Origin of the sequence: Pseudomonas sp. SJZ079 (genome assembly GCF_007993865.1) — a bacterium.
In the GTDB taxonomy this organism is placed as follows: domain Bacteria; phylum Pseudomonadota; class Gammaproteobacteria; order Pseudomonadales; family Pseudomonadaceae; genus Aquipseudomonas.
Map to the genome: position 1 here is coordinate 34768 of NZ_VIUH01000014.1, position 24875 is coordinate 59642.

Consider the following 24875-nt stretch of genomic DNA (forward strand, 5'->3'; position numbering starts at 1 on the left):
GGCTTTATGCCTGTTCGGCACCGAAGGTGCGGCATGAGCTAAGACGTGTGCCTGCATGGCTGAAGGTTCCTCGAAGGGCATCGCCCACATAGCGGGCAAAAACACAGGCAGCTGCACGTCGTGTTCACACGGGAGCGGCATGCGTTGTTCTAGTGCGTCTGGATCAAGGGCGGGCAACAAGTCGCCCTCTGGCAACAATCTCCAAAGAGGCAATTCCCTTCATTTCGTATGCGGGTCAATCAGCGGGCGCGTGGTGGTCGCTGTCTTGAGCATGCTTTCCGTAGCTAACGGGGCACTCTGTGGCTATACAGGGCGCTCATGACCGCTTTGCGATAAGCATCGGGCCTGGGATGGCGGGGGTAAGTCGTGAGGGCCAGCGAGAGTCTGGTTGCCGTCGATCAATATGCCAAGGTATTCGGTCGGCTTGAGTATTCTCTTTACGCCTTGAGTATGTAGCTGTCTGTTATATGAAGAGGCGGGCGTTTGTGTGCCCGCCGCTGGAATGGCGCTCAGCGCTGGGCAACCAGCTCCTCAAGGTGGCCGATGATGTCATCCGGCTTGAGCACCAGGACATCACTCTCCAGGGAATCGAGGATCACCTCGGCGGTATTGCCAATCAGTGCGCCGGAGAGGCCTGTACGGGCGACAGTGCCAATCACCGTGACTGCGGCATTCAATTGATGCGCAACTTGCGGAATCAATGAGTCGGCTGGGCCTTCGACTACATGCAAGCGCTCGTCGGGTACGTCAAATTCGGCCTGGAATGCTTTGCACTGCTCGCGGTAGCGCGCCTCGATGGTTTCTTTCAACTGAAAGGTCGGGTCGGCGGCTGACAGCATGGGTGCGGGGTGGGCGCTGATTACATGCAGGTTGGCCTTGGCCAGGGCGGCGATGTCGTAGCCGTGGCTGATGATGCTGGCGTGCAGCGTGCGATGCTCGCCATCGGCGTTGCCGACGTCTACAGCGGCGAGGATAACGCCAGCGTTCCAGGGTTTATCCGTCTTGACCATCAATACCGGGCTGGGGCAGTAACGCAGCAGTTTCCAGTCATCCGGTGTGAGGATGGCTTTCTTCAGTGGGTTGTCAGGGAAGTGCTGCTTGATCACCAAGCCGCAGCCTTCGGCTTGTTGCACGCTGATGATGGTCTGGTGCAGGTTTTCATGCCAAGCCTGCTGGCTGGAGGTATTGAAGCCCTCTTGGTTGAGGGTGGCGCACAGGTCGCTGAGGTAGGTCGAGTGATCATTTTTTTTATCGCAGACCAGTAGGTGGAGTTGCGACTGGGTGACCCCCGCGATCAACTTGGCGCGTTTGAGTGCAAGGCCCTCCTGCTGACCGGGTTCCATTACCACCAAAATGCTGCGTATAGCTTGCATGATCGACTCCATACGAAATGAGTTGTACTGCAAACAACTATAGATGCACCCAGTAAAACGTGTTCTTGACCGGTATCAACGGCATGGCTGGTTGTTCCCGCGGTCATTCGTATAATGGCCCGCCCAGCGCGTCAGCCACTGCTGCCATCAAACCTTGTGAGCCTATGCAACTGCTACCCGAAATAGAAGCCTTCTTGCTCTGTCCTACACCTGACACCTGGATCGCCCAGGCGTTGCAAAATCAGGACGTGATGTTGATCGATCATGCCAATTGCGAGAAGAAGGCCGCTTCTACCGCCTTGACTCTGCTTTTTCGCTATATCGAGAAGGCCGATTTGCAGCACAACTTGTCACGTTTGGCGCGTGAGGAACTGCGCCATTTCGAACAGGTCGCGGCGCTGATGAAGAAACGCGGGATTACCTATCGTCCGGTCAGCGCTGCGCTGTATGCCCAGCGTCTGCACAAGCACATGCGCACCTCCGAGCCGCATAAGCTGGTCGACACCTTGATCGTCGGTGCCTTTATCGAGGCGCGTTCCTGTGAGCGCTTCTTTCGCCTGGCACCGCACCTCGACGAGGAACTGGGGCAGTTTTATCGCTCGTTGCTCAAGTCCGAGGCGCGGCATTATCAGGGCTACCTGAAAATGGCCCGGGACTATGCTGGAGAGTCGATCGATGGACGGATCGCCTTCTTCGCTGAGATCGAGCGCGATGCGATTCTCACCCCTGACACGGAATTCCGCTTTCACAGCGGTGCGGCGGCCTAATCGGCCCGCAGCGGCTGCCGCGAGTTGGGCTGAGGCAGCCGTTCCTCTCGATCAGCAGGCATTTACCGTTGGCGGGATGGCCGGCGACGATTTGCGATTGCTGCGCAGGATGACCATGGCCAGCGCTACCAGCAGCAGGGCAGCAATGCTCAGCACCAAGAACACTGGCTGCAGCGAGCCGCTGGTTTCGCGGATGTAGCCGGCCAGCAGGTTACCCAGGGTTCCGCCCAGACCGAAGGCGACCATGCAGATACCGCTGATCTGCATGGTTGCGGTCGACGAATACTGCTGATTGACCCAGCCGGCGACGATGCCCCACATGGGGAAGTACATCAAGCCATAGCCGAAACCGGCGAACAGCGCGTATTTGCTCGGGTCGTAGACGAACGCCAGCAGTCCCAGGGCAAAGCCGCTGAAGATCACCATCAAGGCCGTGCCATGACCTTTGCGATCGGCCAGCTTGCCGGTGACGAAACCGGCGACCATGCCCGTGCCACCGACCGTCGCCCAGGTGTAGCCGCCCAGTGCCGCCGGCAGACTGAGTTCATCCAGATAGCTATTGAGCCAGTAGGAAAAGGGCATGCTGGTGAAGCCCACCAGCAGGCAGATCAGACAGGCGAATAGCGCGGTGCGCTCGCCGATGATGGTGGCGAACAGGCGGGACGTCGGGATCACCGCCTCGCGGGTGTCGATTTGAGTGACCGGCAGGCTCTGCAGATTCCTCAGCAAGTGCCAGGTCAAGCCCACCACCAGGGCACCGAACAGGCTGGCCAGCTGCCAGCTGCTCTGCCAGCCGAGTAACGGTACTACCAGAAGAATCAGCAGACCGTTGATGGCATAGCCCCAGGCCGTACCGCTCGAGGCGCAGGACAGGTAGGTCGAGCGCAATTCGGCGCGAGCGCAGCGGCTGATGATCTCGACTATGCAGCCCCAGCTGATCGCCGCACTGGCGGCCAGGCAGGTCAGTACCAGCGTGATCAGCACGGGGTCGCGCAGCTGCGACATGCTGAACAGCAGGCTGCTGGTGGTGACGCCGGTGATCAGGGCCAGGCGGCCGGTGCCGAGGCGATGGCCGAGCAGGCCGAGGAGCATGGCCCCGGCCAGATAGGACAGCTGGGTCAGGGCACCGATGGTCGCCAGCTGCCAGGGGCTGATGTCGATGGCTTCGCGCATGTGCGGCATCAGGGCGGCGAACAGAAACATGCCAAAGCCGTGGCTGACAATCTGGTTGAGGCCGAAGGTGGTGGGCATCCGCATCTTTTCGCTCCGTGACAGCTCGCCGGGAATCCACATGGGGTGAGCTCGATGCTGGCTAACATAGTGGCTTGCCAGAATTCAGCAAAACGATAAATATTGATCACCTCATTCAAGAAGGTTGAATTCTGCCATGCGCGACCTGCCGATAGCCCTGCTGCGTACCTTCGTCGTGGTCGCCGAGACGCTCAACCTGACCAGTGCGGCCGTGCGACTGCATCGTGCGCCATCGACCGTGAGCATGCAGCTCAGCCGGCTGGAGGCTCTGGTGTCGGCCGAGCTGCTGCAGCGCGGCCAATATGGCGTCAGGCTGAGCCAAGCCGGTGAGCAGCTGAAGAGCCACGCGCAGCAGCTGCTCAACCTGCATGACCGCATCCTCGGCAGCTTCCAGCATGCCGACGTAGGCGGTCAGGTGCGCTTCGGCACCCATGATCAGTACGCCACGCGCAGCCTCACTCCGCTGCTGGAAACGTTCGTGTTGAGTTATCCAGAAGCCAGTCTGGAGGTGGTCTGCGACCATCGGCCCTTTCACCTGGCGTCGCTGGTGGCCGAGGGCAAGCTGGACCTGGCCCTGGTCGAGATGCCGGCCTTGTCGGAGGGTGGCCGCCGTCTGTTTCGTGATGAGCTGGTCTGGGTGCGCACCGAGGCGCACTCGACCCACGAGCGCGAGCCCTTGCCGTTGGCGGTGTTTGTCGAGGGCTGTTATCACCGAGATTCCGCGCGCAAGGCGCTGGTCGAGGCGCAGATTCCGTACCGCATTGCCTTCACTAGTCAGAGTCGGGCCGGGGTGCTGGCAGCCGTGCGCGCCGGGATAGGTGTCGGCATCATTCCGCGTTCGACTCTGGAGCCTGGCCTGCAGGTGATCGAGGACGGATTGCCGCCGCTGCCGGGCACGGACATCACTCTGTTCGTCGCCGATCAGGTCAACGAGGCGACCCAGCGTCTGGCGCAGACCATCGAGGCGAGCCCGCAATACCGGCGTTAGGAGCAGCACGCCGCGATGCAGCGCTAAGGGTGGTTCCGGCGGTAAGGGTAGAACCGGTGGAGCGGGTCAGCCGAGGGGGAAGGGTGCCAACTGCCAGTGCGAACCGTCGATTTGCAGCGCCCAGCCCTGCTGGTCCCAATCGCCGAGGACGATGCGTCGCGCCGCTGAGCCGTTGATCTGCAACTGGTGAGTGGCGGGGCGATGGGTGTGGCCGTGTATCAGCGTATGCACGCCGTGCGCGGCCATGATGCGCGGTACTTCTGCCGGGGTGACATCGACGATGTCGCTGGCCTTCATGCGGGTCTGTGCGCGGCTTTCGTTGCGCAGCTTGCGCGCCAGTTTATGGCGGGTGGTCAGTGGCAGGTTGCGCAGGATGAACAGGCTCAACGGGTTACGCAGCCAGCGGCGCATGCGCATGTACGCCCGATCCTGGGTGCACAGGCTGTCGCCATGCATCAGCAGGACTTTCTCGCCCGCCAGTTCGACCAGGCTGGGGTCGCTCAGCAGGATGCAGCCGGCTTCGCGGCAAAACGCCTTGCCGATCATGAAGTCACGGTTGCCATGCATCAGGTAAATCTTCGTGCCGCTGTCGCTCAGTTGCCGCAGGGCCTGGGCGATGGTGCGCTGAAAGGGGGTGATGGCATCATCGCCGACCCACACCTCGAAGAAGTCGCCGAGGATGTACAGCGCCTCGGCCTGGTGTGCGCGGCTATGCAGGAAATGCAAGAACGCCCGGCTAATGTCCGGGCGCTCCTGTTCAAGATGCAGATCGGAGATCAGTAGAATCACTCAACGATCTCGGCACGCTCGATGATCACATCGTCGACCGGTACGTCCTGGTGGCCGGACTTCATGGTGGTGGCAACGCCTTTGATCTTCTCGACCACGTCCATGCCTTCAACCACTTCGCCAAATACCGCATAGCCCCAACCTTGTACGGTCGGTGCGCTGTGGTCGAGGAAGGTGTTATCGGCCACGTTGATGAAGAACTGCGCGGAAGCCGAGTGTGGCTCCATGGTGCGGGCCATGGCGACGGTGCCGACTTTGTTGGAGAGGCCGTTGTTGGCTTCGTTCTTGATCGTTGCGCGGGTGGTCTTCTGCTTCATGCCCGGCTCGAAACCGCCGCCCTGGACCATGAAGTTGCTGATCACGCGGTGGAACACGGTGTTGTCGTAATGGCCGTCTTTCACGTAGGCCTTGAAGTTGGCCACGGTTTCCGGGGCTTTGTCTTCGAACAGGTTCAGGGTGATGACGCCGTGGTTGGTGTGCAGCTTGATCATTGAAATAATCGCTCTGTCGAGAAAGTCGAAGGTCTGTCAGGGGATTGACCGCTTCGGCTATGATAAGCGCTTTGTTTTAGCCGGCCTACCCCGCGCCGCGCACCAGCATGATCAAGGACCCCATGAGCAAGCCAGAGACTGCCGCCGCTACGAACTTTCTTCGTCCCATCGTCCAGGCCGACCTGGAGAGCGGTAAGCATGCGAAGATCATTACCCGTTTTCCGCCGGAGCCCAATGGTTACCTGCACATCGGTCACGCCAAGTCGATCTGCCTGAATTTCGGCCTGGCCAAGGAATTCGGTGGCGAGTGCAACCTGCGCTTCGACGACACCAATCCGGCCAAGGAAGACCAGGAATACATCGAGGCGATCAAGAACGACCTGCTCTGGCTGGGCTTTCAGTGGGCCGGGGAGGAGCGCTATGCCTCCAACTACTTCGACCAGTTGCATGACTGGGCCGTGGAGCTGATCAAGGCTGGCAAGGCCTACGTCGATGACTTGTCTCCTGACGAAGCACGCGAGTACCGCGGCAACCTCACCGAGCCGGGCAAGAACAGCCCGTTCCGCGAGCGTAGCGTCGAGGAAAACCTTGACCTGTTTGCGCGCATGAAGGCCGGCGAGTTTCCCGATGGCGCGCGCGCGCTGCGGGCGAAGATCGACATGGCCTCGCCGAACATGAACCTGCGCGACCCGATCCTCTATCGCATCCGCCATGCCCACCATCACCAGACCGGTGACAAGTGGTGCATCTACCCGAGCTATGACTTCACCCACGGTCAATCGGATGCCATCGAAGGCATCACTCACTCGGTCTGCACCCTGGAGTTCGAGGATCACCGCCCGCTGTACGAGTGGTTCCTCGACAACCTGCCGGTGCCGGCCAAGCCGCGCCAGTATGAATTCGCCCGCCTCAACCTGAACTACACCATCACCAGCAAGCGCAAGCTCAAACAGCTGGTCGATGAAGGCCACGTGCAGGGCTGGGACGACCCGCGCATGTCGACCCTGACCGGCTATCGTCGTCGCGGTTACACCCCGCAGTCGATCCGCAAGTTCTGCGACATGATCGGCGTCAACCGGGCCGGCGGTGTGGTCGATGTCGGCATGCTGGAGTTCAGTATCCGCGATGACCTGGACGCCAACGCCGCGCGCGCCATGTGCGTGCTCAAGCCGCTCAAGGTGGTGATCACCAATTACCCGGAAGGCCAGGTCGAAAACCTCGAGCTGCCGCGTCATCCGAAACAGGACATGGGCGTGCGTCAGCTGCCCTTCGCCCGCGAGATCTACATCGACGCCGGCGACTTCGAGGAAGTGCCGCCGGCCGGCTTCAAGCGTCTGGTCCCGGGCGGCGAGGCGCGCCTGCGTGGCAGCTACGTGATCCGCGCCGACGAGGCGATCAAGGATGCCGACGGCAACATAGTCGAACTGCGCTGCTCCTATGACCCGGACACCCTCGGCAAGAACCCCGAAGGGCGCAAGGTCAAGGGCGTGATCCACTGGGTGCCGGCTGCCGAGAGCGTCGAGTGCGAAGTGCGTTTGTACGACCGTTTGTTCCGCTCGGCCAACCCGGAGAAGGCCGAAGAGGGCGCCAGCTTCCTCGACAATATCAATCCCGAGTCGCTGGTGGTGCTCAAGGGCTGTCGCGCCGAGCCATCGCTGGCCCAGGCCCAGCCTGAGGAACGCTTCCAGTTCGAGCGCGAGGGCTACTTCTGCGCCGACATCAAGGACAGCAAGCCGGGCGCGCCGGTGTTCAACCGCACCGTGACCCTGCGCGACTCCTGGGCCTGACGCCCTGGAGGACTGATTGAAACCGGGCCAGCGCGCTGGCCCGTGATTGCCAAGGAATCCTGATGCTCTCGATCTACAACACTCTGACCAAAAGCAAAGACCTCTTCACACCGCTGGTGGGCAACCAGGTGCGCCTTTATGTATGTGGCATGACGGTCTATGACTTCTGCCATATCGGTCATGCGCGGGTGATGGTGGCCTTCGACGTAGTTACCCGCTGGCTGCGCCATCGCGGCTACGACGTGAACTACGTGCGCAACATTACCGACATCGACGACAAGATCATCAAGCGTGCCCAGGAAAATGGCGAGCCCTTCGAGGCGCTGGTCGAGCGGATGATCGCCGCGATGCACGAAGACGAAGCGCGCCTCAGTGTGCTGCGTCCGGATCAGGAACCGCGCGCCACCGGGCACATCCCCGGCATGCACACGATGATCCAGAGCCTGATCGACAAGGGCTTCGCCTACGCCCCGGGCAACGGCGACGTCTATTACCGGGTCGGCAAGTTTGTCGGCTACGGCAAGTTGTCGAGGAAGAAGATCGAAGACCTGCGCGTCGGTGCGCGTATCGAAGTCGACGAGTCCAAGCAGGATCCGTTGGACTTCGTCCTGTGGAAGGGCGCCAAGCCCGGCGAGCCGAGTTGGCAGTCGCCCTGGGGCGTCGGCCGGCCGGGCTGGCACATCGAATGCTCGGTGATGTCGACCTGCTGCCTGGGCGAGACCTTCGACATCCACGGCGGCGGCCCGGATCTGGTGTTCCCGCACCACGAGAACGAAATCGCCCAGAGCGAGGCGGCCACCGGCAAGCTCTACGCCAACGCCTGGATGCACGCCGGTGCGGTCCGCGTGGACGGCGAGAAGATGTCCAAATCCCTGGGCAACTTCTTCACTATCCGCGAGGTGCTGGAAAAGTACCATCCGGAAGTAGTGCGTTACCTGCTGGTCTCCAGCCACTACCGCAGTCCGATCAACTACTCCGAAGACAGCCTCAAGGAAGCCAAGGGCGCCCTGGAGCGGTTTTACCACGCGCTGCGCGGCTTGCCCGAAGTGCCGGCAGCCGGCGGCGAAGCCTTCGTCGAACGTTTCGGTGCGGCGATGGACGACGACTTCAACTCGCCCGAAGCCTGCGCCGTGCTGTTCGAGCTGGCCCGCGAGATCAATCGCCTGCGCGAAACCGATCAGCAGGCGGCGGCCGGTCTGGCGGCGCGCTTGAAAGAGTTGGCTGGCGTGCTCGGCGTGTTGCAACTGCAGCCCGATGCCTTCCTCCAGGCCGGCGCCGCAGGCAAGGTCGATGCCGCCGAAGTGGACGCTCTGATCGCCGCGCGCCTGCAAGCCCGCGCCGAGAAGAACTGGGCCGAGTCAGACCGCATCCGCGACCAGCTAAGCGCCATGGGCGTGGTACTGGAAGACGGCAAAGGCGGTACAACCTGGCGCCTGGCTGAGTAAGTTACTCGCTAAATTGAACGGGCCGCTTTCGAGCGGCCTGTTCATTGGTACTCGACATCTGCGGTTGCCCGCCAATGTCGAGTACCAGGCTGCTTGGCAGGGTTGATGAAGCTTTTATACCTTCAAACCTTGCTCGCGCAGGCGCTTGTACAAGGTGTTACGACTCACGCCCAGGCTCCTGGATAAATAGGAAATATTCCCACCGCAGGCCTGAAACTGGCTGGCCAAATCCTCCTCGCAGGTCGCCGTTAGTGCCGGCTGTGGGGCTTGGCTGATTGGTTCGGGCGCTGTGGCCATCTCCTGCAGGTCTGCAAAAAAATCATCCGGTAAATGCTCGGGCCGAATCTGTTGTTCGTCGGCCATGGCCAGGGCGACCTGCAGTACGCTGCTGAGTTGCCGCAGGTTGCCGGGCCAGGGGTGGCGCTGGAACAGGGTCACGACTTCGCGGCTGAGCCCGGCGGCTTGTTGCGCCTCGCGGTGGTAATCCCAGATGCGTTGGAACATCGCCGCCTTGTCCGTGCGTTCGCGCAGAGGCGGCAGTTCCAGGTTCAGACCGCTGATGCGGTAGTACAGGTCCTGGCGAAACAGGCCGCTGTCGACGTCCTGGCGTAGCGGGCGGTTGGTGGCCGAGATCAGGCGGATATCTACCGGGTACAGCTCGCTGCTGCCCAGCGGTTGCACGCAGCGTTCCTGCAATACGCGCAGCAGGCGGGCCTGGACCCGCAGGGGCATGTCGCCGATTTCATCGAGAAACAGCGTGCCTTTATGCGCCTTGCGGATCAGGCCGATGCTGCCTTTCTGGTTGGCGCCGGTAAACGCGCCTTTTTCGTAACCGAACAGCTCGGACTCCACTAGTTCGGCGGGGATGGCCGCACAATTCACTGCAATGAACGCCTGTTTACTACGCGAGCTGGCGTGGTGCAGGGCTTTGACGAAGACTTCTTTGCCGACCCCGGTTTCGCCATGCACCAGGATCGGAATGTCTTTTTCCAGCAGGCGTTCGGCCTGACGCACGGCTTTATCGACCCGCGGGTCGCCCAGATTGATCGAGGCCAGGGTAAAGTCTTTGCCGGCCTGCTCCGCTGATGCGCTCGGACGAAAATCTCGGGCCTGGATCGGCGCCGGTTGCTGCGGACGATTGACCTGGGCATGAAAGCGAAAGCGCCCACTCGCACGCAAGTTGAAGGGTTGCGCTTCGGGCTGGTTGAGCAGCTGCTGCAGCGGTACATCGAACAGGCTTTCGATATTCATTCGCGCCAGGCCGACACCGAGCAGGCTGTCGGCGCGGCGGTTAGCCGAAACGATCTGGCCCGTCTCGTCGAATACCAGCAGCCCGGCCCAGGGGCTGTTGAGGTTGTTCAGGCTGGTGTTGAAGGTCAACTGGAAATAGTGCTGCCTGAACAGATTGAGAATCAGCCGGTTCTCCACCGACTGGCTCATCATCTTGACCATGCCAAGGGTATGGGAGGGCGGCAGGTAACTGTCGCTGGAGACGTCCAGCACCGCGATCATCTGTCGCTGCTCATCGAAAATCGGCGAGGCCGAGCCCGTCATGAAGCGGTTGGCCTTGAGGAAGTGCTCGTCATGTTCGATATGCACGGCCTGGCCGCAGGTCAGCGCGGTGCCGATGGCGTTGGTGCCGGTGTAGCGTTCCAGCCAGTTGGCACCGGCGACGAAGCCGGGGGCGTGCGCCGGTTCGATGAAGCGTTGATCGCCCCAGGATTGCAGCAACTGCCCCTGGCTGTCGGCCAGCATGATCAGGCAGTTGGAGTTGGCCATTATGTTGCCGTAGTAAGGCAGCACCTCCTTGTGCGTGGTCTGCACCAGGGCGTGTTGGCTCTCCAGTAACGCGGACACTTCGCCCTGGCCGGGGCGGACAAAGCTGGGGGCGCTGTGGTGAGTCAGGCCAAACTCGCGGCAGCGCGCCCAGGAGTCTTGAATGACGGTTTCGTGGGACGGCGCTTGGGCAGCTTCAGCCATAAGAAGGGTGTTCCGTTAGTCTGCGTATCTTTTGTTTTTATCAGTCGCTGGGCGAGTACTCGGCAACCAGCGCAGCCTACAGAGTGTTGTTCAGATGTGTTCACTGTCAATGTTGAAAGTGTTCAGTTGTTCAGATTGAACACTGAACAGTCTGCGTTGCAGGTGCCGTTCGATTGTCTTGTTTTTGTAAAAAAGTATTTTATATCAATAAGTTAAGTTGTTTTTCATGGTGCTGTAGGCAGGCTGGCACAGAAGTCGCTTAAAGGAATGCAACGCGGTTTTTTCGACCGCAGGGCACAACAATAATAAGGGCACGCCATGTCGCTTACCCTCGAGCATGTCACTCGAGTCGTCGATAACCAGCTGTATATCGACGACGCCTGTCTGAGTTTCGAACCTGGTTCTTTCAATGTCTTACTAGGCCGCACCTTGTCTGGAAAGACCAGCCTGATGCGTCTGTTGGCTGGCCTGGACAGGCCAACCAGTGGGCGCATTCTGATGAATGGCGCGGACGTGACCGGAGTGCCGGTGCGCAAGCGCAACGTCTCGATGGTCTATCAGCAGTTCATCAATTACCCGACTATGACGGTGTTCGAGAACATCGCCTCGCCGCTGCGTCAGGCCGGCATCGGTAAAGACGAGATTGCCAGCAAAGTGCTGGAGACTGCGCGGATGCTGCATATAGAAGCATTACTGCAGCGCCATCCGCTGGAGCTGTCCGGCGGTCAGCAGCAGCGTACGGCGATGGCCCGCGCACTGGTCAAGGATGCCGAGGTGGTGCTGTTCGACGAGCCCTTGGTCAACCTCGACTACAAGCTGCGCGAAGAGCTGCGTCAGGAAATGCGCGAGTTGTTCAAGACCCGTCAGACCATCGCTATTTATGCGACGACGGAGCCTAACGAGGCCCTTGCCTTGGGCGGCACCACCACGGTGCTGCATGAGGGGCGGGTGATTCAGAGCGGTAAAACTGCCGAGGTGTATCACCGCCCGCAACGGGTATTGGCCGCCGAGTTGTTCTCCGAGCCGCCGATCAATTTGATGCCGGGGCGGATCACGGGCACCGAAGTGAGTTTCGCCGGTGCCGTGCATTTTCCGCTCAACCCGGATCTGCAGGATATTGCCGAAGGGGAGTACCGCTTTGGCGTGCGTCCTAGCCACATTGGCCTGGTGCCGTCGAACGACGACGATCTTGAGTTGGCGGTGACGGTCGATCTGGCCGAAATCAGCGGTTCGGAAACCTTTCTGCACGTGAGCAACGATCAGTTCGTCCTGGTGCTGCACCTGCCGGGGGTGCATGAGTACGACGTCGACACGCCGATTCTGATCTATATCCCCACGCACAAACTGTTCGCGTTCGACACTCAAGGTCAGCTGGTGCAGGCACCGAGCCGCCGCGTAGGGAGGAGTGCCTGATGGCCGAGATTCGTTTGCAGAACCTGGCGCACAGCTACAGCCGTGAACCACAAGGGCCGGAAGATTACGCGATCCGTGAGATGACCCATGTCTGGGAGCAGGGCGGTGCCTATGCCTTGCTGGGCCCCTCGGGTTGCGGCAAGTCAACCCTGCTCAACATCATTTCCGGCTTGCTGGTGCCGTCCGAGGGCCAGGTGATGTTCGACATGCGCGAGGTCAACGAGCTGTCGCCGCAGGAGCGCAATATCGCCCAGGTTTTCCAGTTTCCGGTGGTCTACGACACCATGACGGTGTTCGACAACCTGGCGTTTCCTTTGCGCAATCAAGGCATGGCCGAGCCGCGGGTGATGAGCAAGGTGCACGAGATCGCCGAGGTGCTCGACCTGCACCCGCTGTTGCACAAGAAGGCCAGCAACCTGACCGCCGACGAGAAGCAGAAGGTCTCCATGGGCCGTGGCCTGGTACGTGACGATGTGTCGGCGATTCTCTTCGATGAGCCGCTGACGGTGATCGACCCGCACCTCAAGTGGAAGCTGCGGCGCAAGCTCAAGCAGATCCATGAGCAGTTCAACATCACCATGGTCTACGTCACCCACGATCAGTTGGAGGCTTCCACCTTCGCCGACAAGATCGCGGTGATGTACGGCGGGCAGATCGTGCAGTTCGGTACGCCGCGTGAGCTGTTCGAGCGGCCCAGTCACACCTTCGTCGGCTATTTCATCGGCAGTCCGGGAATGAACCTGATCGACGTCAGCCCCTGTGACGGCGGGGTGCGCTTCGCCGACACTCGCCTGCCGCTGAGCCCGGCGCTGAACAAGCGCCTCGCCGGCATGAATTGGCAGACCTTGAAAGTCGGCATCCGCCCCGAGTTCGTGCATGTCTGGGATGGCCCCTACGAGGACGCCCTGTGTGGCGAGGTGGTGCATGTCGAGGACCTGGGCACCTACAAGATCCTCACCCTGCGCCTCGATGGCCAGTTGCTCAAGGTGCGCCTGCAAGAGGACCAGCCGGTGCCGCAGCAGCAGGTCTACCTGAGCTTTCCGGCGCAGTGGCTGATGCTCTATGCCGATGACTACCTGGTGGAGGTGGCGCCATGAACAAGGTGCATAACAATAAAGCCTGGTGGCTGGTGCTGCCGGTGTTTCTGCTGGTGGCATTCAGTGCCATCGTGCCGATGATGACGGTGGTCAACTACTCGGTGCAGGACATTTTCGACCCCTCGACGCGTATTTTCGTCGGCTTCGATTGGTACAAGCAGGTGCTGCAGGATCCGCGCCTGCACGACTCGCTGTTACGTCAGTTCATTTATTCGGGTTGTGTGCTGCTGATCGAGATTCCCCTGGGCATTGCCATCGCCTTGACCATGCCGACTAAAGGGCGCTGGGCCTCGGCGTGCTTAATCGTGATGGCCATTCCGCTGCTGATTCCGTGGAACGTGGTTGGCACCATCTGGCAGATCTTCGGTCGCGCCGACATCGGCCTGCTCGGTTGGAGCCTGAACGAAGCGGGGGTCGACTATAACTACGCTTCCAACACCATGGACGCCTGGGTGACGGTGCTGGTCATGGACGTCTGGCATTGGACGTCGCTGGTGGCGCTGCTGTGCTATTCCGGGTTGCGAGCGATTCCCGATGTCTACTATCAGGCCGCGCGGATCGATCGCGCGTCTGCCTGGGCGGTGTTTCGTCATATCCAATTGCCGAAAATGAAAAGCGTGCTGCTGATCGCGGTACTGCTGCGCTTTATGGACAGCTTCATGATCTACACCGAGCCCTTCGTGCTTACCGGGGGCGGGCCGGGCAATGCGACGACCTTCCTCAGTCAGACGTTGACCAAGATGGCCATCGGACAATTCGACCTGGGTCCCGCGGCGGCCTTCTCGCTGGTGTATTTCCTGATCATTCTGCTGTTGTCCTGGCTGTTCTATACCGCCATGACCCACGCCGACAAGAACCGCTGAGGCCTCGACCATGACCCTACGTAAGAAAATGGTGCTGGCGCTGTATATCCTGTTTCTGCTGGTGCCGATCTATTGGCTGTTGAACATGTCGTTCAAGAGCAATACCGAGATTCTCGGCAGCCTGACGCTCTGGCCGCAGGACTTCACCCTGGCCAATTACAAGGTGATCTTCACCGACCCCAGTTGGTACGAGGGCTATCTCAACTCGCTGTACTACGTGTGCCTGAACACCCTGATTTCGCTGACCGTGGCCTTGCCGGCTGCCTATGCGTTCTCGCGCTACAGTTTTCTCGGCGACAAGCACCTGTTTTTCTGGCTGCTGACCAACCGCATGGCGCCGCCGGCGGTGTTCCTGCTGCCGTTCTTTCAGCTGTATTCCTCTATCGGCCTGTTCGACACCCATATCGCCGTGGCGTTGGCCCATTGCCTGTTCAGCGTGCCGTTGGCGGTGTGGATCCTGGAAGGCTTCATGTCCGGGGTGCCGAAGGAAATCGATGAGACGGCCTATATCGACGGCTACAGCTTCCCGAAGTTCTTCGTGAAGATCTTCATCCCGTTGATCGGCTCGGGCATCGGCGTCACCGCGTTCTTCTGCTTCATGTTCTCCTGGGTCGAGCTGCTGCTGGCGCGCACGCTGACCTCGGTGAATGCCAAGCCGATCGTGGCGGTCATGACCCGCACCGTATCGGCGTCGGGAATCGATTGGGGGGTGCTCGCAGCGGCCGGGGTGCTGACCATCCTGCCGGGCATGCTGGTGATCTGGTTCGTCCGCAATCATGTGGCGAAGGGCTTCGCCCTTGGCCGGGTTTGAGGAGATAAGACTATGGAATGGATGGCTTGGACCTTACCCACAGCAGCTTTTTTCGGCGCCATCGCGTTGGTACTGGTGGGCATGACCGTGTGGGAAATTCGCTCACCCTGCGCCGAGCGGCGGGGTTTCCTGCCGATCGCGACGACGCGCGGTGATCGGCTGTTTATCGGGCTGCTCGGAAGCGCCTATTGGCATCTGCTGATACTGGGCGTAACCGATTGGTCGATCTGGATAGCGTCGCTGCTGTCCATGTTGTGGTTGTTTGCTGTGATGCGTTGGGGCTGAGGCAGAAATCAGCTGGCGAGGATGTGTGCTGCTGCAAGGGCGCCGATGGCTGTTTCGATCTGTCGGTTGCCGATCTAACAATCAGAAAGGAGATGTCTATGTTCAACAATAACAACAAGACACGACATAGTGCGGCGTTGGCGGCTTTGCTCGCCTTGTCGGGCTTGAGTGGCTCTGCCTGGGCCGATGCTTACGAGGATGCGGCGAAGAAATGGATCGGTTCGGAGTTCGCGCCGTCGACCCTGACGCCAGAGCAGCAATTGCAGGAATTGCAATGGTTCATCAAGGCGGCCGAGCCGTTTCGCGGCATGGACATCAATGTCGCCTCGGAAACCATTGCCACTCATGAATATGAGTCCAAGGTGCTGGCCAAGGCCTTCACCGAGATCACCGGGATCAAGATCAAGCACGACCTGATCCAGGAGGGCGACGTCGTCGAAAAGCTGCAGACCCAGATGCAGTCGGACAAGAACATCTATGACGGCTATATCAATGACTCGGACCTGATCGGCACGCACTTCCGTTATGGCAAGGTGGTACCGATCAGCGACATGATCGCCGGCGATGGCAAGGACTACACCCTGCCGACCCTGGACCTGAAGGATTTTATCGGCTTGTCCTTTACCACGGGGCCGGATGGTAAGTTGTACCAGCTGCCCGATCAGCAGTTCGCCAACCTCTACTGGTTCCGCGCCGACTGGTTCGAGCGCCCCGAGCTGAAAGCCAAGTTCAAGGAAATCTATGGCTACGAGTTGGGCGTGCCGGTCAACTGGTCCGCCTACGAAGACATCGCCGAATTCTTCTCCGAGAAGGTCAAGGAGATCGACGGTCAACGTATTTACGGTCATATGGATTACGGTAAAAAGGATCCATCGCTCGGTTGGCGCTTCACCGATGCTTGGTTCTCCATGGCCGGTGCCGGCGACAAAGGTCTGCCTAATGGCCTGCCGGTCGACGAGTGGGGTATTCGCGTCGAAGGTTGCCGCCCTGTGGGTTCCAGCGTTGCCCGTGGTGGTGATACCAACGGCCCGGCGGCAGTTTTCGCCACCGCTAAATATGTCGACTGGATGCGCAAGTTCGCGCCGCCGGAAGCTCAGGGTATGACCTTCTCGGAGTCGGGCCCGGTGCCTGCTCAGGGCAATATCGCCCAGCAGATTTTCTGGTACACCGCCTTCACTGCAGACATGACCAAGCCTGGGCTGCCGGTGGTTAACCAGGATGGCACGCCGAAGTGGCGCATGGCGCCATCGCCGAAAGGTCCGTATTGGGAGGAGGGCATGAAGCTGGGCTATCAGGACACCGGCTCCTGGACCTTCCTCAAGTCCACTCCGGAAAAACAGCGTCTGGCTGCCTGGTTGTATGCACAGTTCGTGGTCTCCAAGACCGTCTCGCTGAAGAAGACCCTGGTTGGGCTGACGCCGATTCGTGAGTCAGATATCAACTCCCAGGCCATGACCGATGCGGCGCCGAAGCTGGGCGGTTTGGTTGAGTTCTATCGCAGCCCGGCGCGGGTGCAGTGGACGCCGACAGGCACCAACGTGCCGGATTACCCACGCTTGGCTCAGTTGTGGTGGCAGTTTATTGCCGAAGCAGCGAGCGGGGATAAAACACCGCAAGAGGCGCTGGATGGCCTGGCAGCGGCGCAGGACACCATGATGGGGCGTCTGGAGCGTGCCGGGGTGCAGGGTGACTGTGGTCCGAAGTTGAACGAGCCACGAGACCCGCAATACTGGTTGGATCAGCCGGGTGCTCCTAAGCCGAAACTGGCCAACGAGAAACCTAAGGGTGAAACCATCAACTACAACGAACTGCTGAAGTCCTGGGAGCAGGCGCGTAAGTAAGTGTTCTGCCCGGCATAAAAAACGGCACCTTCGGGTGCCGTTTTTTGTTGGGCGCGAACAGGCTTAGCTGTGCAGGTGTTCGGCTGCATGCAAGGTGTTTTCCAGCAGGCAGGCGCGGGTCATCGGGCCGACCCCGCCAGGCACCGGGGTAATCCATCCCGCGCGGGGTAGGGCGGTTTCATAGACGACGTCGCCGATCAGCTTGCCGTCTTGCTGGCGATTGATGCCGACGTCGATAACGATAGCGCCTTCCTTGATCCATTCGCCCTTGACCAGGCCTGGCTTACCGGCGGCAACCACCAGGATATCTGCGGCCGCAACATGGCCGGGCAAGTCCTTGGTGAAGCGGTGGGTAATGGTCACAGTGCAACCAGCGAGCAGTAGCTCCATGGCCATGGGGCGCCCGACGATGTTCGAGGCGCCTACCACCACGGCATGCATCCCATAAAGGTCGACACCAGTACTCTGCAGCAAGGTGATGATGCCTTTCGGGGTACAAGGGCGCAGGAGCGGCATGCGTTGGGCCAGGCGGCCGATGTTATAGGGGTGAAAGCCGTCGACATCTTTATCTGGGCGAATGTGCTCCAGGAGCAGCGAGGCATCCAGGTGCTGCGGCAGTGGCAGTTGAACGAGGATGCCATCTATGTTCGGGTCTTCATTCAAACGGTCGATCAGGGCCAGTAGCTCCGCTTGGCTGGTGCTGGCGGGAAGGTCGTAAGCCTGAGAGAGAAAGCCAACTTCTTCGCAATCTTTTCGCTTGTGCGAGACGTAGACCTGAGAGGCAGGGTCGTTGCCGACCAGGATTACCGCCAGACCCGGCGCGCGTTTGCCCTGCTGGCGTCGCCCGGCGACGCGCTGGGCTATCTGTTGGCGGAGGTTGGCGGCGATCGTTTTACCGTCGATCAGTTGTGCGGTCATTGCGCTTGGTTAACCATTGGAAAGGACTGAAAAAGGACGCGCATTCTCGCATGGTGAGGCGGGTGGGCAAAGGCGCGAGCCCGGTAATTTCGCGTAACTCCTTTATCTCGCTGATTTTTTTAACTTTTAGTGTTGACGGCTGGTAAGTGCCTCTATAAGATTCGCCCCGCTTGTCGAGTACAGCCAAACACTGGGTAAGACGGCAAACGCAGAGGCTCAAGGCTCCTGCAGATGTCGAACGCTTTAAATCTGCACTTGCAGATGGATAGGCGCCCGTAGCTCAGCTGGATAGAGCATCCGCCTTCTAAGCGGATGGTCGCAGGTTCGAGTCCTGCCGGGCGTGCCATTTGGCAGCTTTGGCACAAGCAAATGCAATATGGTGGGCGTAGCTCAGTTGGTAGAGCACAGGATTGTGACTCCTGTTGTCGTGGGTTCGATCCCCATCGTCCACCCCATATTCCAAAGTGCCAGGCCTAAGGCCTGGCGCTTATGTTTCAACGCCTTACCCTGCGGACGTGGTGGAATTGGTAGACACACTGGATTTAGGTTCCAGCGCCGCAAGGTGTGAGAGTTCGAGTCTCTCCGTCCGCACCATCTTTATCTTCTCTCCCGTTTGCCGCTTGCATCTAGGGTGACTTCTGTAAATTGACCCTCTAGAATGCATGCCCTTGATCTGGGGCCGAAAACGGCCGGCTTAATGTCTGTGCAACGAGGATTATCAATGCAAGTTTCTGTTGAAAACACTTCTGCTCTTGAGCGTCGCATGACCGTCGGCGTTCCCGTCGAGCGCATCGAGACTGAAGTCAACAAGCGTCTGCAGCAGACCGCCCGTCGCGCCAAGGTTCCTGGTTTCCGTCCTGGCAAGGTGCCAATGAGCGTCATTCGCCAGCGCTACGAAGACGCCGCTCGTCAGGAAGCCCTGAGCGATCTGATCCAGTCGACTTTCTATGAAGCCGTTGTCGAGCAGAAGCTCAACCCAGCCGGTGCTCCGGCTGTTGAGCCTAAATCCTTCGAGAAGGGCAAGGATCTGGAGTACGTCGCTACATTCGAAGTGTTCCCTGAGTTCCAGGTGACGGGTTTCGAGTCCATTGCCATCGAGCGCCTGCAGGCTGAAGTGGTTGATGCAGACCTCGACAACATGCTGGAAATTCTGCGCAAGCAGAATACGCGCTTTGAAGCTGTTGAGCGCGCTGCCGAAGATGGCGATCAGCTGAACATCGACTTCGAAGGTAAGATCGACGGCGAAGTCTTCGCTGGCGGTTCGGCTAAGGCGACTCAGCTGGTTCTCGGCTCCGGCCGTATGATTCCAGGCTTCGAGGATGCCCTGGTAGGTGCCAAGGCAGGCGAGGCGCGGGTGATCAATCCAACGTTCCCGGCTGACTACCAGAATCTCGATCTGGCCGGTAAGACGGCTGAGTTCAACGTGACGGTTAACAGCGTTTCCGCCCCGCAGTTGCCGGAGCTGAACGAAGAGTTCTTTGCGTTGTTTGGCATCAAGGAAAGCGGTCTGGAAGGCTTCCGTGCCGAAGTGCGTAAGAACATGGAGCGCGAGCTGCGTCAGGCCATTACCTCTAAGGTGAAAAACCAGGTAATGGATGGTCTGCTGGCAGCCAATCCGATCGAAGTGCCAAAGGCGCTGCTGACTAACGAAGTCAACCGCCTACGAGTTCAGGCTGTTCAGCAGTTCGGTGGCAACATCAAGCCAGAGCAGCTGCCAGCAGAACTGTTCGAAGAGCAGGCTAAGCGTCGTGTGGTGCTGGGTTTGATCGTCGCTGAAGTGGTCAAGCAATTCGAGCTGAAGCCGAATGAAGACCGCGTACGTGAGATGATCAAGGAAATGGCATCCGCTTACCAAGAACCTGAGCAGGTTGTGGCCTGGTACTACAAAAACGACCAGCAGATGAGCGAAGTGCGTTCGGTTGTGCTGGAAGAGCAAGTTGTAGATACTGTTTTGCAGAAGGCCAATGTGACCGATAAAGCGGTCTCTTACGAAGAAGCTGTCAAGCCGGTAGAAGCACCGCCCGCCGCCTGATTTCTTTACCTCGTTCGAACATGCCATAAGCCAGCCTCCGCGCTGGCTTATGCGTATTTGAGACGTGACTATTTAGGGAGCAACTGCAAGACATGTCCCGTAATCCTCTGATGCAGCAAATGCCTGACATCCAAGCCGCTGGCGGCTTGGTGCCCATGGTTATCGAGCAAACGGCCCGTGGTGAGCGCGCCTACGACATTTATTCGCGTTTGCTCAAGGAGCGAGTGATCTTCCTGATCGGTCCGGTCGAAGACTATATGGCCAATCTGGTAGCCGCTCAGCTGTTGTTCCTCGAGGCAGAGAATCCCGATAAGGATATTCATCTGTACATCAACTCGCCGGGAGGCTCGGTCACTGCGGGTATGTCGATCTACGACACCATGCAGTTCATCAGGCCCGACGTATCCACCATCTGTATCGGCCAGGCCTGCAGTATGGGTGCGCTGCTTCTGACCGCTGGCGCCGCGGGTAAGCGCTTCTGTCTGCCGCATTCGCGGATGATGATTCATCAGCCGCTGGGTGGTTTCCAGGGGCAGGCCTCGGATATCGAGATTCATGCCCGTGAAATCCTGACTATCCGCGAACGCCTAAACAAAGTACTGGCTGACCATACTGGCCAGCCGCTTGATGTGATTGCTAGAGACACCGATCGCGATAATTTCATGAGTGGTGAGACGGCAGTGGCCTACGGGCTTATCGACAAGGTTCTCGATAAGCGCCAAGCATCCAGCTAATCAGCGCTGATCGCGCGTGACCGACAGGCTGTCGGTCACGGTGTGGGCTTGAAAATGCCCGCATTTGCCTTCATCTTGTGTTTCAAGCCTACCGTATTGGATTTATCGAATGACTGACACCCGCAACGGCGAGGACAACGGCAAGTTGCTTTATTGCTCCTTCTGCGGCAAAAGCCAGCATGAAGTGCGCAAATTGATTGCCGGCCCCTCGGTCTTTATCTGCGACGAGTGCGTCGACCTGTGCAATGACATCATCCGCGAGGAGGTGCAGGAAGCTCAGGCCGAAAGCAGTGCGCACAAGCTCCCTTCGCCCAAGGAAATCAGCACCATCCTGGATCAGTATGTGATTGGTCAGGAGCGTGCGAAGAAGGTTCTGGCGGTAGCGGTATACAACCATTACAAGCGCCTCAATCAGCGTGAAAAGAAAGACGACGTCGAACTGGGTAAGAGCAATATCCTGCTGATGGGGCCTACTGGTTCAGGTAAGACCTTGTTGGCCGAAACGCTCGCGCGCCTACTCAATGTGCCTTTCACCATCGCAGATGCCACCACGCTGACCGAGGCCGGTTATGTGGGGGAGGATGTCGAGAACATCATTCAGAAGCTGCTGCAGAAGTGCGATTACGATGTAGAAAAGGCCCAGATGGGTATCGTCTATATCGATGAAATCGATAAGATTTCGCGCAAGTCCGACAATCCGTCGATTACCCGTGATGTCTCGGGCGAGGGCGTGCAGCAGGCCTTGTTGAAGCTGATTGAAGGTACTGTGGCTTCCGTTCCGCCGCAGGGTGGTCGTAAGCATCCGCAGCAGGAGTTCCTGCAGGTCGACACGCGCAACATCCTGTTTATTTGTGGCGGTGCGTTCTCCGGCCTGGAGAAGGTCATTCAGGGACGTTCGACCAAGGGCGGCATCGGTTTCAATGCTGAAGTCCGCAGCAAGGACCTCGGCAAAAAGATTGGCGAATCGCTGCGCGAAGTGGAGCCGGATGATCTGGTCAAGTTTGGCCTGATTCCCGAGTTTGTCGGGCGTCTGCCGGTGATTGCCACCCTCGATGAGCTGGATGAGGCTGCGCTCGTGCAAATCCTCACTGAGCCGAAGAATGCCTTGACCAAGCAATATGCCAAGTTATTCGAGATGGAAGGTGTCGATTTGGAATTCCGTCCAGATGCCCTGAAGTCCGTGGCGAACAAGGCTCTGGAGCGCAAGACTGGCGCGCGTGGTTTGCGCTCGATCCTCGAGGGGATCTTGCTCGACACCATGTACGAGATTCCTTCGCAGTCGGAAGTCAGTAAAGTGGTCATCGATGAGAGTGTTATCGATGGCACATCCAAGCCGTTGTTCATTTACGAAAACAGCGAGCCGCCAGCCAAGGCTGCGCCTGACGCGTAAACACGTTCGTTACATGGTTAAAGCAAGGGGCCTGCGGGCCCCTTTGCATTTCCAGTTGTAGTGCTTGTTTTTTGCGGAGGCTACCCCCATCTTAGGGGCAAGGGTCATCCCATCTGTTTACGGCCGTAAGGCCGCAGTAGAGCCGAAATCATGAAGACAACCATCGAGTTACCTCTCCTGCCGCTGCGCGATGTCGTGGTCTATCCGCACATGGTCATCCCGTTGTTTGTTGGGCGCGAGAAATCCATCGAAGCCCTGGAGGCGGCGATGAAAGGTGAGAAGCAGATTCTGCTGCTCGCCCAGAAAAACCCTGCGGACGACGATCCTGGCGAAGAAGAGCTCTATCGTGTCGGTACAGTCGCAACGGTATTGCAACTGCTCAAGCTGCCAGATGGCACAGTCAAGGTGCTGGTCGAAGGCGAGCAGCGTGGCGAAATCGAACGTTTTATCGAGGTGGAGGGACATTGTCGCGCTGAAGTGCAGCTGATCGATGAGTCCGATGCTGTCGGGCGCGAGGCCGAGGTCTTTGTGCGTACGCTGCTCAGCCAGTTCGAGCAATATGTACAGCTGGGTAAGAAAGTTCCTGCTGAGGTGTTGTCTTCGCTTAACGGCATCGATGACCCGAGTCGCCTGGTCGATACCATGGCGGCGCATATGGCGCTGAAGATCGAGCAGAAGCAAGAAATTCTGGAAATTACCGATTTAACTGCCCGCGTTGAGCATGTGCTTGCCTTGTTGGATGCGGAAAACGATCTGTTGCAGGTCGAAAAACGCATACGCGGCCGTGTTAAAAAGCAGATGGAACGTAGCCAGCGTGAGTACTACCTGAATGAGCAGATGAAGGCCATTCAGAAGGAGCTCGGCGATGGTGATGAAGGGCTCAATGAGCTGGATGAGCTCAAAAAGCGTGTAGAAAATGCCGGCTTGAGCAAAGAGGCTCACACCAAGGCCCAGGCTGAACTGAATAAGCTCAAGCAGATGTCGCCGATGTCTGCCGAGGCGACCGTGGTCCGTTCGTATATCGATTGGCTGGTCAACGTGCCATGGAAGGCGCAGAGCAAGGTGCGCCTCGATCTGGCACGGGCTGAGGCCATCCTTGATGCCGATCATTACGGACTAGAGGAAGTTAAAGAGCGGATTCTCGAGTTTCTCGCTGTGCAGAAACGGGTGAAAAAGCTCAAGGGGCCTGTTCTCTGCCTCGTTGGTCCGCCGGGGGTTGGTAAAACCTCCCTGGCGGAGTCGATTGCGCATGCCACCAATCGCAAGTTCATTCGTATGGCGTTGGGCGGAGTGCGCGATGAAGCTGAGATCCGTGGCCATCGGCGGACCTATATTGGCTCGATGCCTGGGCGTTTGATTCAGAAGATGACCAAGGTTGGCGTGCGCAATCCGCTGTTCCTGCTCGATGAAATCGACAAGATGGGCCAGGATATGCGCGGCGATCCGGCCTCTGCATTGCTAGAGGTGCTCGATCCCGAGCAGAACCACAACTTCAACGATCACTACCTGGAGGTCGATTACGACCTGTCCGATGTGATGTTCCTGTGCACCGCCAACTCCATGAATATTCCTGCGCCGCTGCTGGATCGTATGGAGGTCATTCGTCTGCCTGGCTACACGGAAGACGAGAAGATCAATATCGCCACCAAATACCTGGCGCAAAAGCAAATCCAGGCGAATGGCGTGAAGAAGGGCGAGTTGGAGTTCGAAGAGTCGGCCATTCGCGACATTATTCGTTACTACACCCGCGAGGCTGGGGTGCGTGGCTTGGAGCGGCAACTGGCCAAGATTTGTCGCAAGGCGGTGAAAGAATACGCTCGCGATAAGCGCTTTCAAGTATTGGTCACCGCCGACTCGCTGGAGCATTTCCTTGGTGTGCGTAAGCACCGCTATGGGCTTGCAGAGCAGCAGGATCAGATCGGCCAGGTCACAGGCTTGGCCTGGACCCAGGTGGGCGGTGAGCTGCTGACCATAGAAGCGGCAGTCGTACCGGGCAAGGGGCAGTTGATCAAGACCGGCTCGCTGGGCGATGTGATGGTTGAGTCGATTACTGCGGCGCAAACCGTCGTACGCAGCCGGGCGAACAGCTTGGGAATCCCGCTGGACTTCTATGAGAAGCGCGACATTCATATCCACATGCCGGAAGGGGCGACCCCTAAAGATGGTCCCAGCGCGGGCGTAGGCATGTGCACGGCGCTGGTCTCGGCTTTGACTCTGATTCCCGTTCGTGCGGACGTGGCGATGACCGGGGAAATTACCCTGCGCGGTCAAGTGCTGGCCATTGGTGGACTGAAAGAAAAGTTACTTGCAGCACATCGGGGTGGAATCAAAACCGTGATCATTCCAGAAGAGAATGTGCGCGATTTGAAAGAGATTCCGGAAAATATTAAGCAAGACCTGGAGATTAAACCGGTTAAATGGATTGACGAAGTCCTACAAATTGCGCTGCAATACGCCCCGGAGCCCTTGCCCGATGCGGCTTCAGGGCTGGTTGCAAAGGATGATACGCGCGAGTCTGATTCCAAGGAGCGAATTAGCACGCATTAGCTGGGAGGGCTTCTTGACACAATTTTAGAGCCCTTGTTATAAAGCGGCTCTTATTGTGTCGGTAAGCCATCCA

Annotated in this window: 20 protein-coding genes and 3 tRNA genes; 17 read left to right on the forward strand and 6 right to left on the reverse strand. The window is 59.0% G+C overall.

The features are described from left to right. Positions 1–509: 509 nt before the first annotated feature. Complete coding sequence (locus FBY03_RS13840) at positions 510–1373, reverse strand: universal stress protein (protein ID WP_147172957.1); 864 nt, start codon at positions 1371–1373, stop codon at positions 510–512. Positions 1374–1537: 164 nt separating this feature from the next. Between FBY03_RS13840 and FBY03_RS13845 the strand changes: the two genes are divergently transcribed. Further along, the gene (locus FBY03_RS13845; RefSeq protein ID WP_147172958.1) at positions 1538–2140 is read left to right on the forward strand and encodes a tRNA-(ms[2]io[6]A)-hydroxylase; all 603 of its coding nucleotides are present in this window, start codon (positions 1538–1540) and stop codon (positions 2138–2140) included. Positions 2141–2191: 51 nt separating this feature from the next. Here FBY03_RS13845 and FBY03_RS13850 read toward each other — a convergent pair whose 3' ends face one another. Then, positions 2192–3397, reverse strand: a complete 1206-nt coding sequence (locus FBY03_RS13850; protein WP_147172959.1) for an MFS transporter — start codon at positions 3395–3397, stop codon at positions 2192–2194. Between the two features lie 130 nt (positions 3398–3527). On the opposite strand from FBY03_RS13850, the gene FBY03_RS13855 reads away from it, so the two are divergent. Continuing rightward, the gene (locus FBY03_RS13855) at positions 3528–4379 is read left to right on the forward strand and encodes a LysR substrate-binding domain-containing protein (RefSeq protein ID WP_147172960.1); all 852 of its coding nucleotides are present in this window, start codon (positions 3528–3530) and stop codon (positions 4377–4379) included. Between the two features lie 66 nt (positions 4380–4445). Here the strand turns inward: FBY03_RS13855 and lpxH are convergent, their stop codons facing one another. Next, positions 4446–5168, reverse strand: a complete 723-nt coding sequence (gene lpxH / locus FBY03_RS13860) for a UDP-2,3-diacylglucosamine diphosphatase (RefSeq protein WP_147172961.1) — start codon at positions 5166–5168, stop codon at positions 4446–4448. Continuing rightward, entirely contained in the window at positions 5165–5659 is a 495-nt protein-coding gene (locus tag FBY03_RS13865) for a peptidylprolyl isomerase (RefSeq protein WP_147172962.1), read from the reverse strand. Before FBY03_RS13865 ends, lpxH begins: the two co-directional genes overlap by 4 nt. Before the next feature lie 122 nt (positions 5660–5781). Here FBY03_RS13865 and FBY03_RS13870 point away from each other — a divergent pair, with 122 nt between their 5' ends. After that, positions 5782–7446, forward strand: coding sequence for a glutamine--tRNA ligase/YqeY domain fusion protein (locus FBY03_RS13870; RefSeq protein WP_147173028.1), 1665 nt, complete (start codon positions 5782–5784; stop codon positions 7444–7446). A gap of 62 nt (positions 7447–7508) precedes the next feature. After that, positions 7509–8891, forward strand: a complete 1383-nt coding sequence (cysS, locus tag FBY03_RS13875; RefSeq protein ID WP_178090661.1) for a cysteine--tRNA ligase — start codon at positions 7509–7511, stop codon at positions 8889–8891. A 114-nt stretch (positions 8892–9005) separates the two neighbouring features. Here the strand turns inward: cysS and FBY03_RS13880 are convergent, their stop codons facing one another. After that, a complete protein-coding gene (locus FBY03_RS13880; protein WP_147172964.1) occupies positions 9006–10871 on the reverse strand; it encodes a sigma-54-dependent Fis family transcriptional regulator in 1866 nt (621 codons plus the stop codon). Between the two features lie 318 nt (positions 10872–11189). On the opposite strand from FBY03_RS13880, the gene FBY03_RS13885 reads away from it, so the two are divergent. The 6 genes from FBY03_RS13885 to FBY03_RS13910 all read left to right on the forward strand — a co-directional run bounded on the left by FBY03_RS13885 (position 11190) and on the right by FBY03_RS13910 (position 17181). Beyond that, positions 11190–12284: an ABC transporter ATP-binding protein gene (locus tag FBY03_RS13885; protein WP_147172965.1), complete on the forward strand. Its 1095-nt coding sequence runs from the start codon at positions 11190–11192 to the stop codon at positions 12282–12284. After that, positions 12284–13381, forward strand: a complete 1098-nt coding sequence (locus FBY03_RS13890; protein WP_147172966.1) for an ABC transporter ATP-binding protein — start codon at positions 12284–12286, stop codon at positions 13379–13381. Before FBY03_RS13885 ends, FBY03_RS13890 begins: the two co-directional genes overlap by 1 nt. Continuing rightward, positions 13378–14244, forward strand: a complete 867-nt coding sequence (locus FBY03_RS13895; protein WP_147172967.1) for a carbohydrate ABC transporter permease — start codon at positions 13378–13380, stop codon at positions 14242–14244. The genes FBY03_RS13890 and FBY03_RS13895 overlap by 4 nt, the downstream gene beginning before the upstream one ends. Positions 14245–14254: 10 nt before the next feature. Next, positions 14255–15055, forward strand: a complete 801-nt coding sequence (locus FBY03_RS13900) for a carbohydrate ABC transporter permease (protein WP_147172968.1) — start codon at positions 14255–14257, stop codon at positions 15053–15055. 12 nt (positions 15056–15067) lie between these two features. Further along, the gene (locus FBY03_RS13905) at positions 15068–15340 is read left to right on the forward strand and encodes a DUF2160 domain-containing protein (RefSeq protein WP_147172969.1); all 273 of its coding nucleotides are present in this window, start codon (positions 15068–15070) and stop codon (positions 15338–15340) included. A 98-nt stretch (positions 15341–15438) separates the two neighbouring features. Then, positions 15439–17181, forward strand: coding sequence for an ABC transporter substrate-binding protein (locus FBY03_RS13910; RefSeq protein WP_147172970.1), 1743 nt, complete (start codon positions 15439–15441; stop codon positions 17179–17181). A 63-nt stretch (positions 17182–17244) separates the two neighbouring features. Here the strand turns inward: FBY03_RS13910 and folD are convergent, their stop codons facing one another. Continuing rightward, positions 17245–18099: a bifunctional methylenetetrahydrofolate dehydrogenase/methenyltetrahydrofolate cyclohydrolase FolD gene (folD, locus tag FBY03_RS13915; protein ID WP_147172971.1), complete on the reverse strand. Its 855-nt coding sequence runs from the start codon at positions 18097–18099 to the stop codon at positions 17245–17247. A gap of 269 nt (positions 18100–18368) precedes the next feature. On the opposite strand from folD, the gene FBY03_RS13920 reads away from it, so the two are divergent. The 7 genes from FBY03_RS13920 to lon all read left to right on the forward strand — a co-directional run bounded on the left by FBY03_RS13920 (position 18369) and on the right by lon (position 24802). Continuing rightward, a tRNA-Arg gene (locus FBY03_RS13920) sits at positions 18369–18445 on the forward strand. 33 nt (positions 18446–18478) lie between these two features. Next, positions 18479–18554, forward strand: a tRNA-His gene (locus FBY03_RS13925). A gap of 54 nt (positions 18555–18608) precedes the next feature. Continuing rightward, a tRNA-Leu gene (locus FBY03_RS13930) sits at positions 18609–18693 on the forward strand. Between the two features lie 127 nt (positions 18694–18820). Continuing rightward, complete coding sequence (gene tig, locus FBY03_RS13935) at positions 18821–20131, forward strand: trigger factor (RefSeq protein WP_147172972.1); 1311 nt, start codon at positions 18821–18823, stop codon at positions 20129–20131. 92 nt (positions 20132–20223) lie between these two features. Further along, positions 20224–20865, forward strand: coding sequence for an ATP-dependent Clp endopeptidase proteolytic subunit ClpP (gene clpP / locus FBY03_RS13940; RefSeq protein WP_147172973.1), 642 nt, complete (start codon positions 20224–20226; stop codon positions 20863–20865). A 109-nt stretch (positions 20866–20974) separates the two neighbouring features. Next, positions 20975–22255: an ATP-dependent Clp protease ATP-binding subunit ClpX gene (gene clpX / locus FBY03_RS13945; protein ID WP_147172974.1), complete on the forward strand. Its 1281-nt coding sequence runs from the start codon at positions 20975–20977 to the stop codon at positions 22253–22255. Positions 22256–22405: 150 nt separating this feature from the next. After that, entirely contained in the window at positions 22406–24802 is a 2397-nt protein-coding gene (lon, locus tag FBY03_RS13950) for an endopeptidase La (protein WP_147172975.1), read from the forward strand. Positions 24803–24875: the final 73 nt, after the last annotated feature.

Excerpts from the sequence above, each read along its gene's own strand:
- FBY03_RS13840 (WP_147172957.1), bottom strand. The coding sequence starts at position 1,373 with ATGCAAGCTATACGCAGCATTTTGGTGGTAATGGAACCCGGTCAGCAG.
- FBY03_RS13845 (WP_147172958.1), top strand. The coding sequence starts at position 1,538 with ATGCAACTGCTACCCGAAATAGAAGCCTTCTTGCTCTGTCCTACACCT.
- FBY03_RS13850 (WP_147172959.1), bottom strand. The coding sequence starts at position 3,397 with ATGCGGATGCCCACCACCTTCGGCCTCAACCAGATTGTCAGCCACGGC.
- FBY03_RS13855 (WP_147172960.1), top strand. The coding sequence starts at position 3,528 with ATGCGCGACCTGCCGATAGCCCTGCTGCGTACCTTCGTCGTGGTCGCC.
- FBY03_RS13865 (WP_147172962.1), bottom strand. The coding sequence starts at position 5,659 with ATGATCAAGCTGCACACCAACCACGGCGTCATCACCCTGAACCTGTTC.
- FBY03_RS13870 (WP_147173028.1), top strand. The coding sequence starts at position 5,782 with ATGAGCAAGCCAGAGACTGCCGCCGCTACGAACTTTCTTCGTCCCATC.
- cysS (WP_178090661.1), top strand. The coding sequence starts at position 7,509 with ATGCTCTCGATCTACAACACTCTGACCAAAAGCAAAGACCTCTTCACA.
- FBY03_RS13880 (WP_147172964.1), bottom strand. The coding sequence starts at position 10,871 with ATGGCTGAAGCTGCCCAAGCGCCGTCCCACGAAACCGTCATTCAAGAC.
- FBY03_RS13885 (WP_147172965.1), top strand. The coding sequence starts at position 11,190 with ATGTCGCTTACCCTCGAGCATGTCACTCGAGTCGTCGATAACCAGCTG.
- FBY03_RS13890 (WP_147172966.1), top strand. The coding sequence starts at position 12,284 with ATGGCCGAGATTCGTTTGCAGAACCTGGCGCACAGCTACAGCCGTGAA.
- FBY03_RS13895 (WP_147172967.1), top strand. The coding sequence starts at position 13,378 with ATGAACAAGGTGCATAACAATAAAGCCTGGTGGCTGGTGCTGCCGGTG.
- FBY03_RS13900 (WP_147172968.1), top strand. The coding sequence starts at position 14,255 with ATGACCCTACGTAAGAAAATGGTGCTGGCGCTGTATATCCTGTTTCTG.
- FBY03_RS13905 (WP_147172969.1), top strand. The coding sequence starts at position 15,068 with ATGGAATGGATGGCTTGGACCTTACCCACAGCAGCTTTTTTCGGCGCC.
- FBY03_RS13910 (WP_147172970.1), top strand. The coding sequence starts at position 15,439 with ATGTTCAACAATAACAACAAGACACGACATAGTGCGGCGTTGGCGGCT.
- folD (WP_147172971.1), bottom strand. The coding sequence starts at position 18,099 with ATGACCGCACAACTGATCGACGGTAAAACGATCGCCGCCAACCTCCGC.
- tig (WP_147172972.1), top strand. The coding sequence starts at position 18,821 with ATGCAAGTTTCTGTTGAAAACACTTCTGCTCTTGAGCGTCGCATGACC.
- clpP (WP_147172973.1), top strand. The coding sequence starts at position 20,224 with ATGTCCCGTAATCCTCTGATGCAGCAAATGCCTGACATCCAAGCCGCT.
- clpX (WP_147172974.1), top strand. The coding sequence starts at position 20,975 with ATGACTGACACCCGCAACGGCGAGGACAACGGCAAGTTGCTTTATTGC.
- lon (WP_147172975.1), top strand. The coding sequence starts at position 22,406 with ATGAAGACAACCATCGAGTTACCTCTCCTGCCGCTGCGCGATGTCGTG.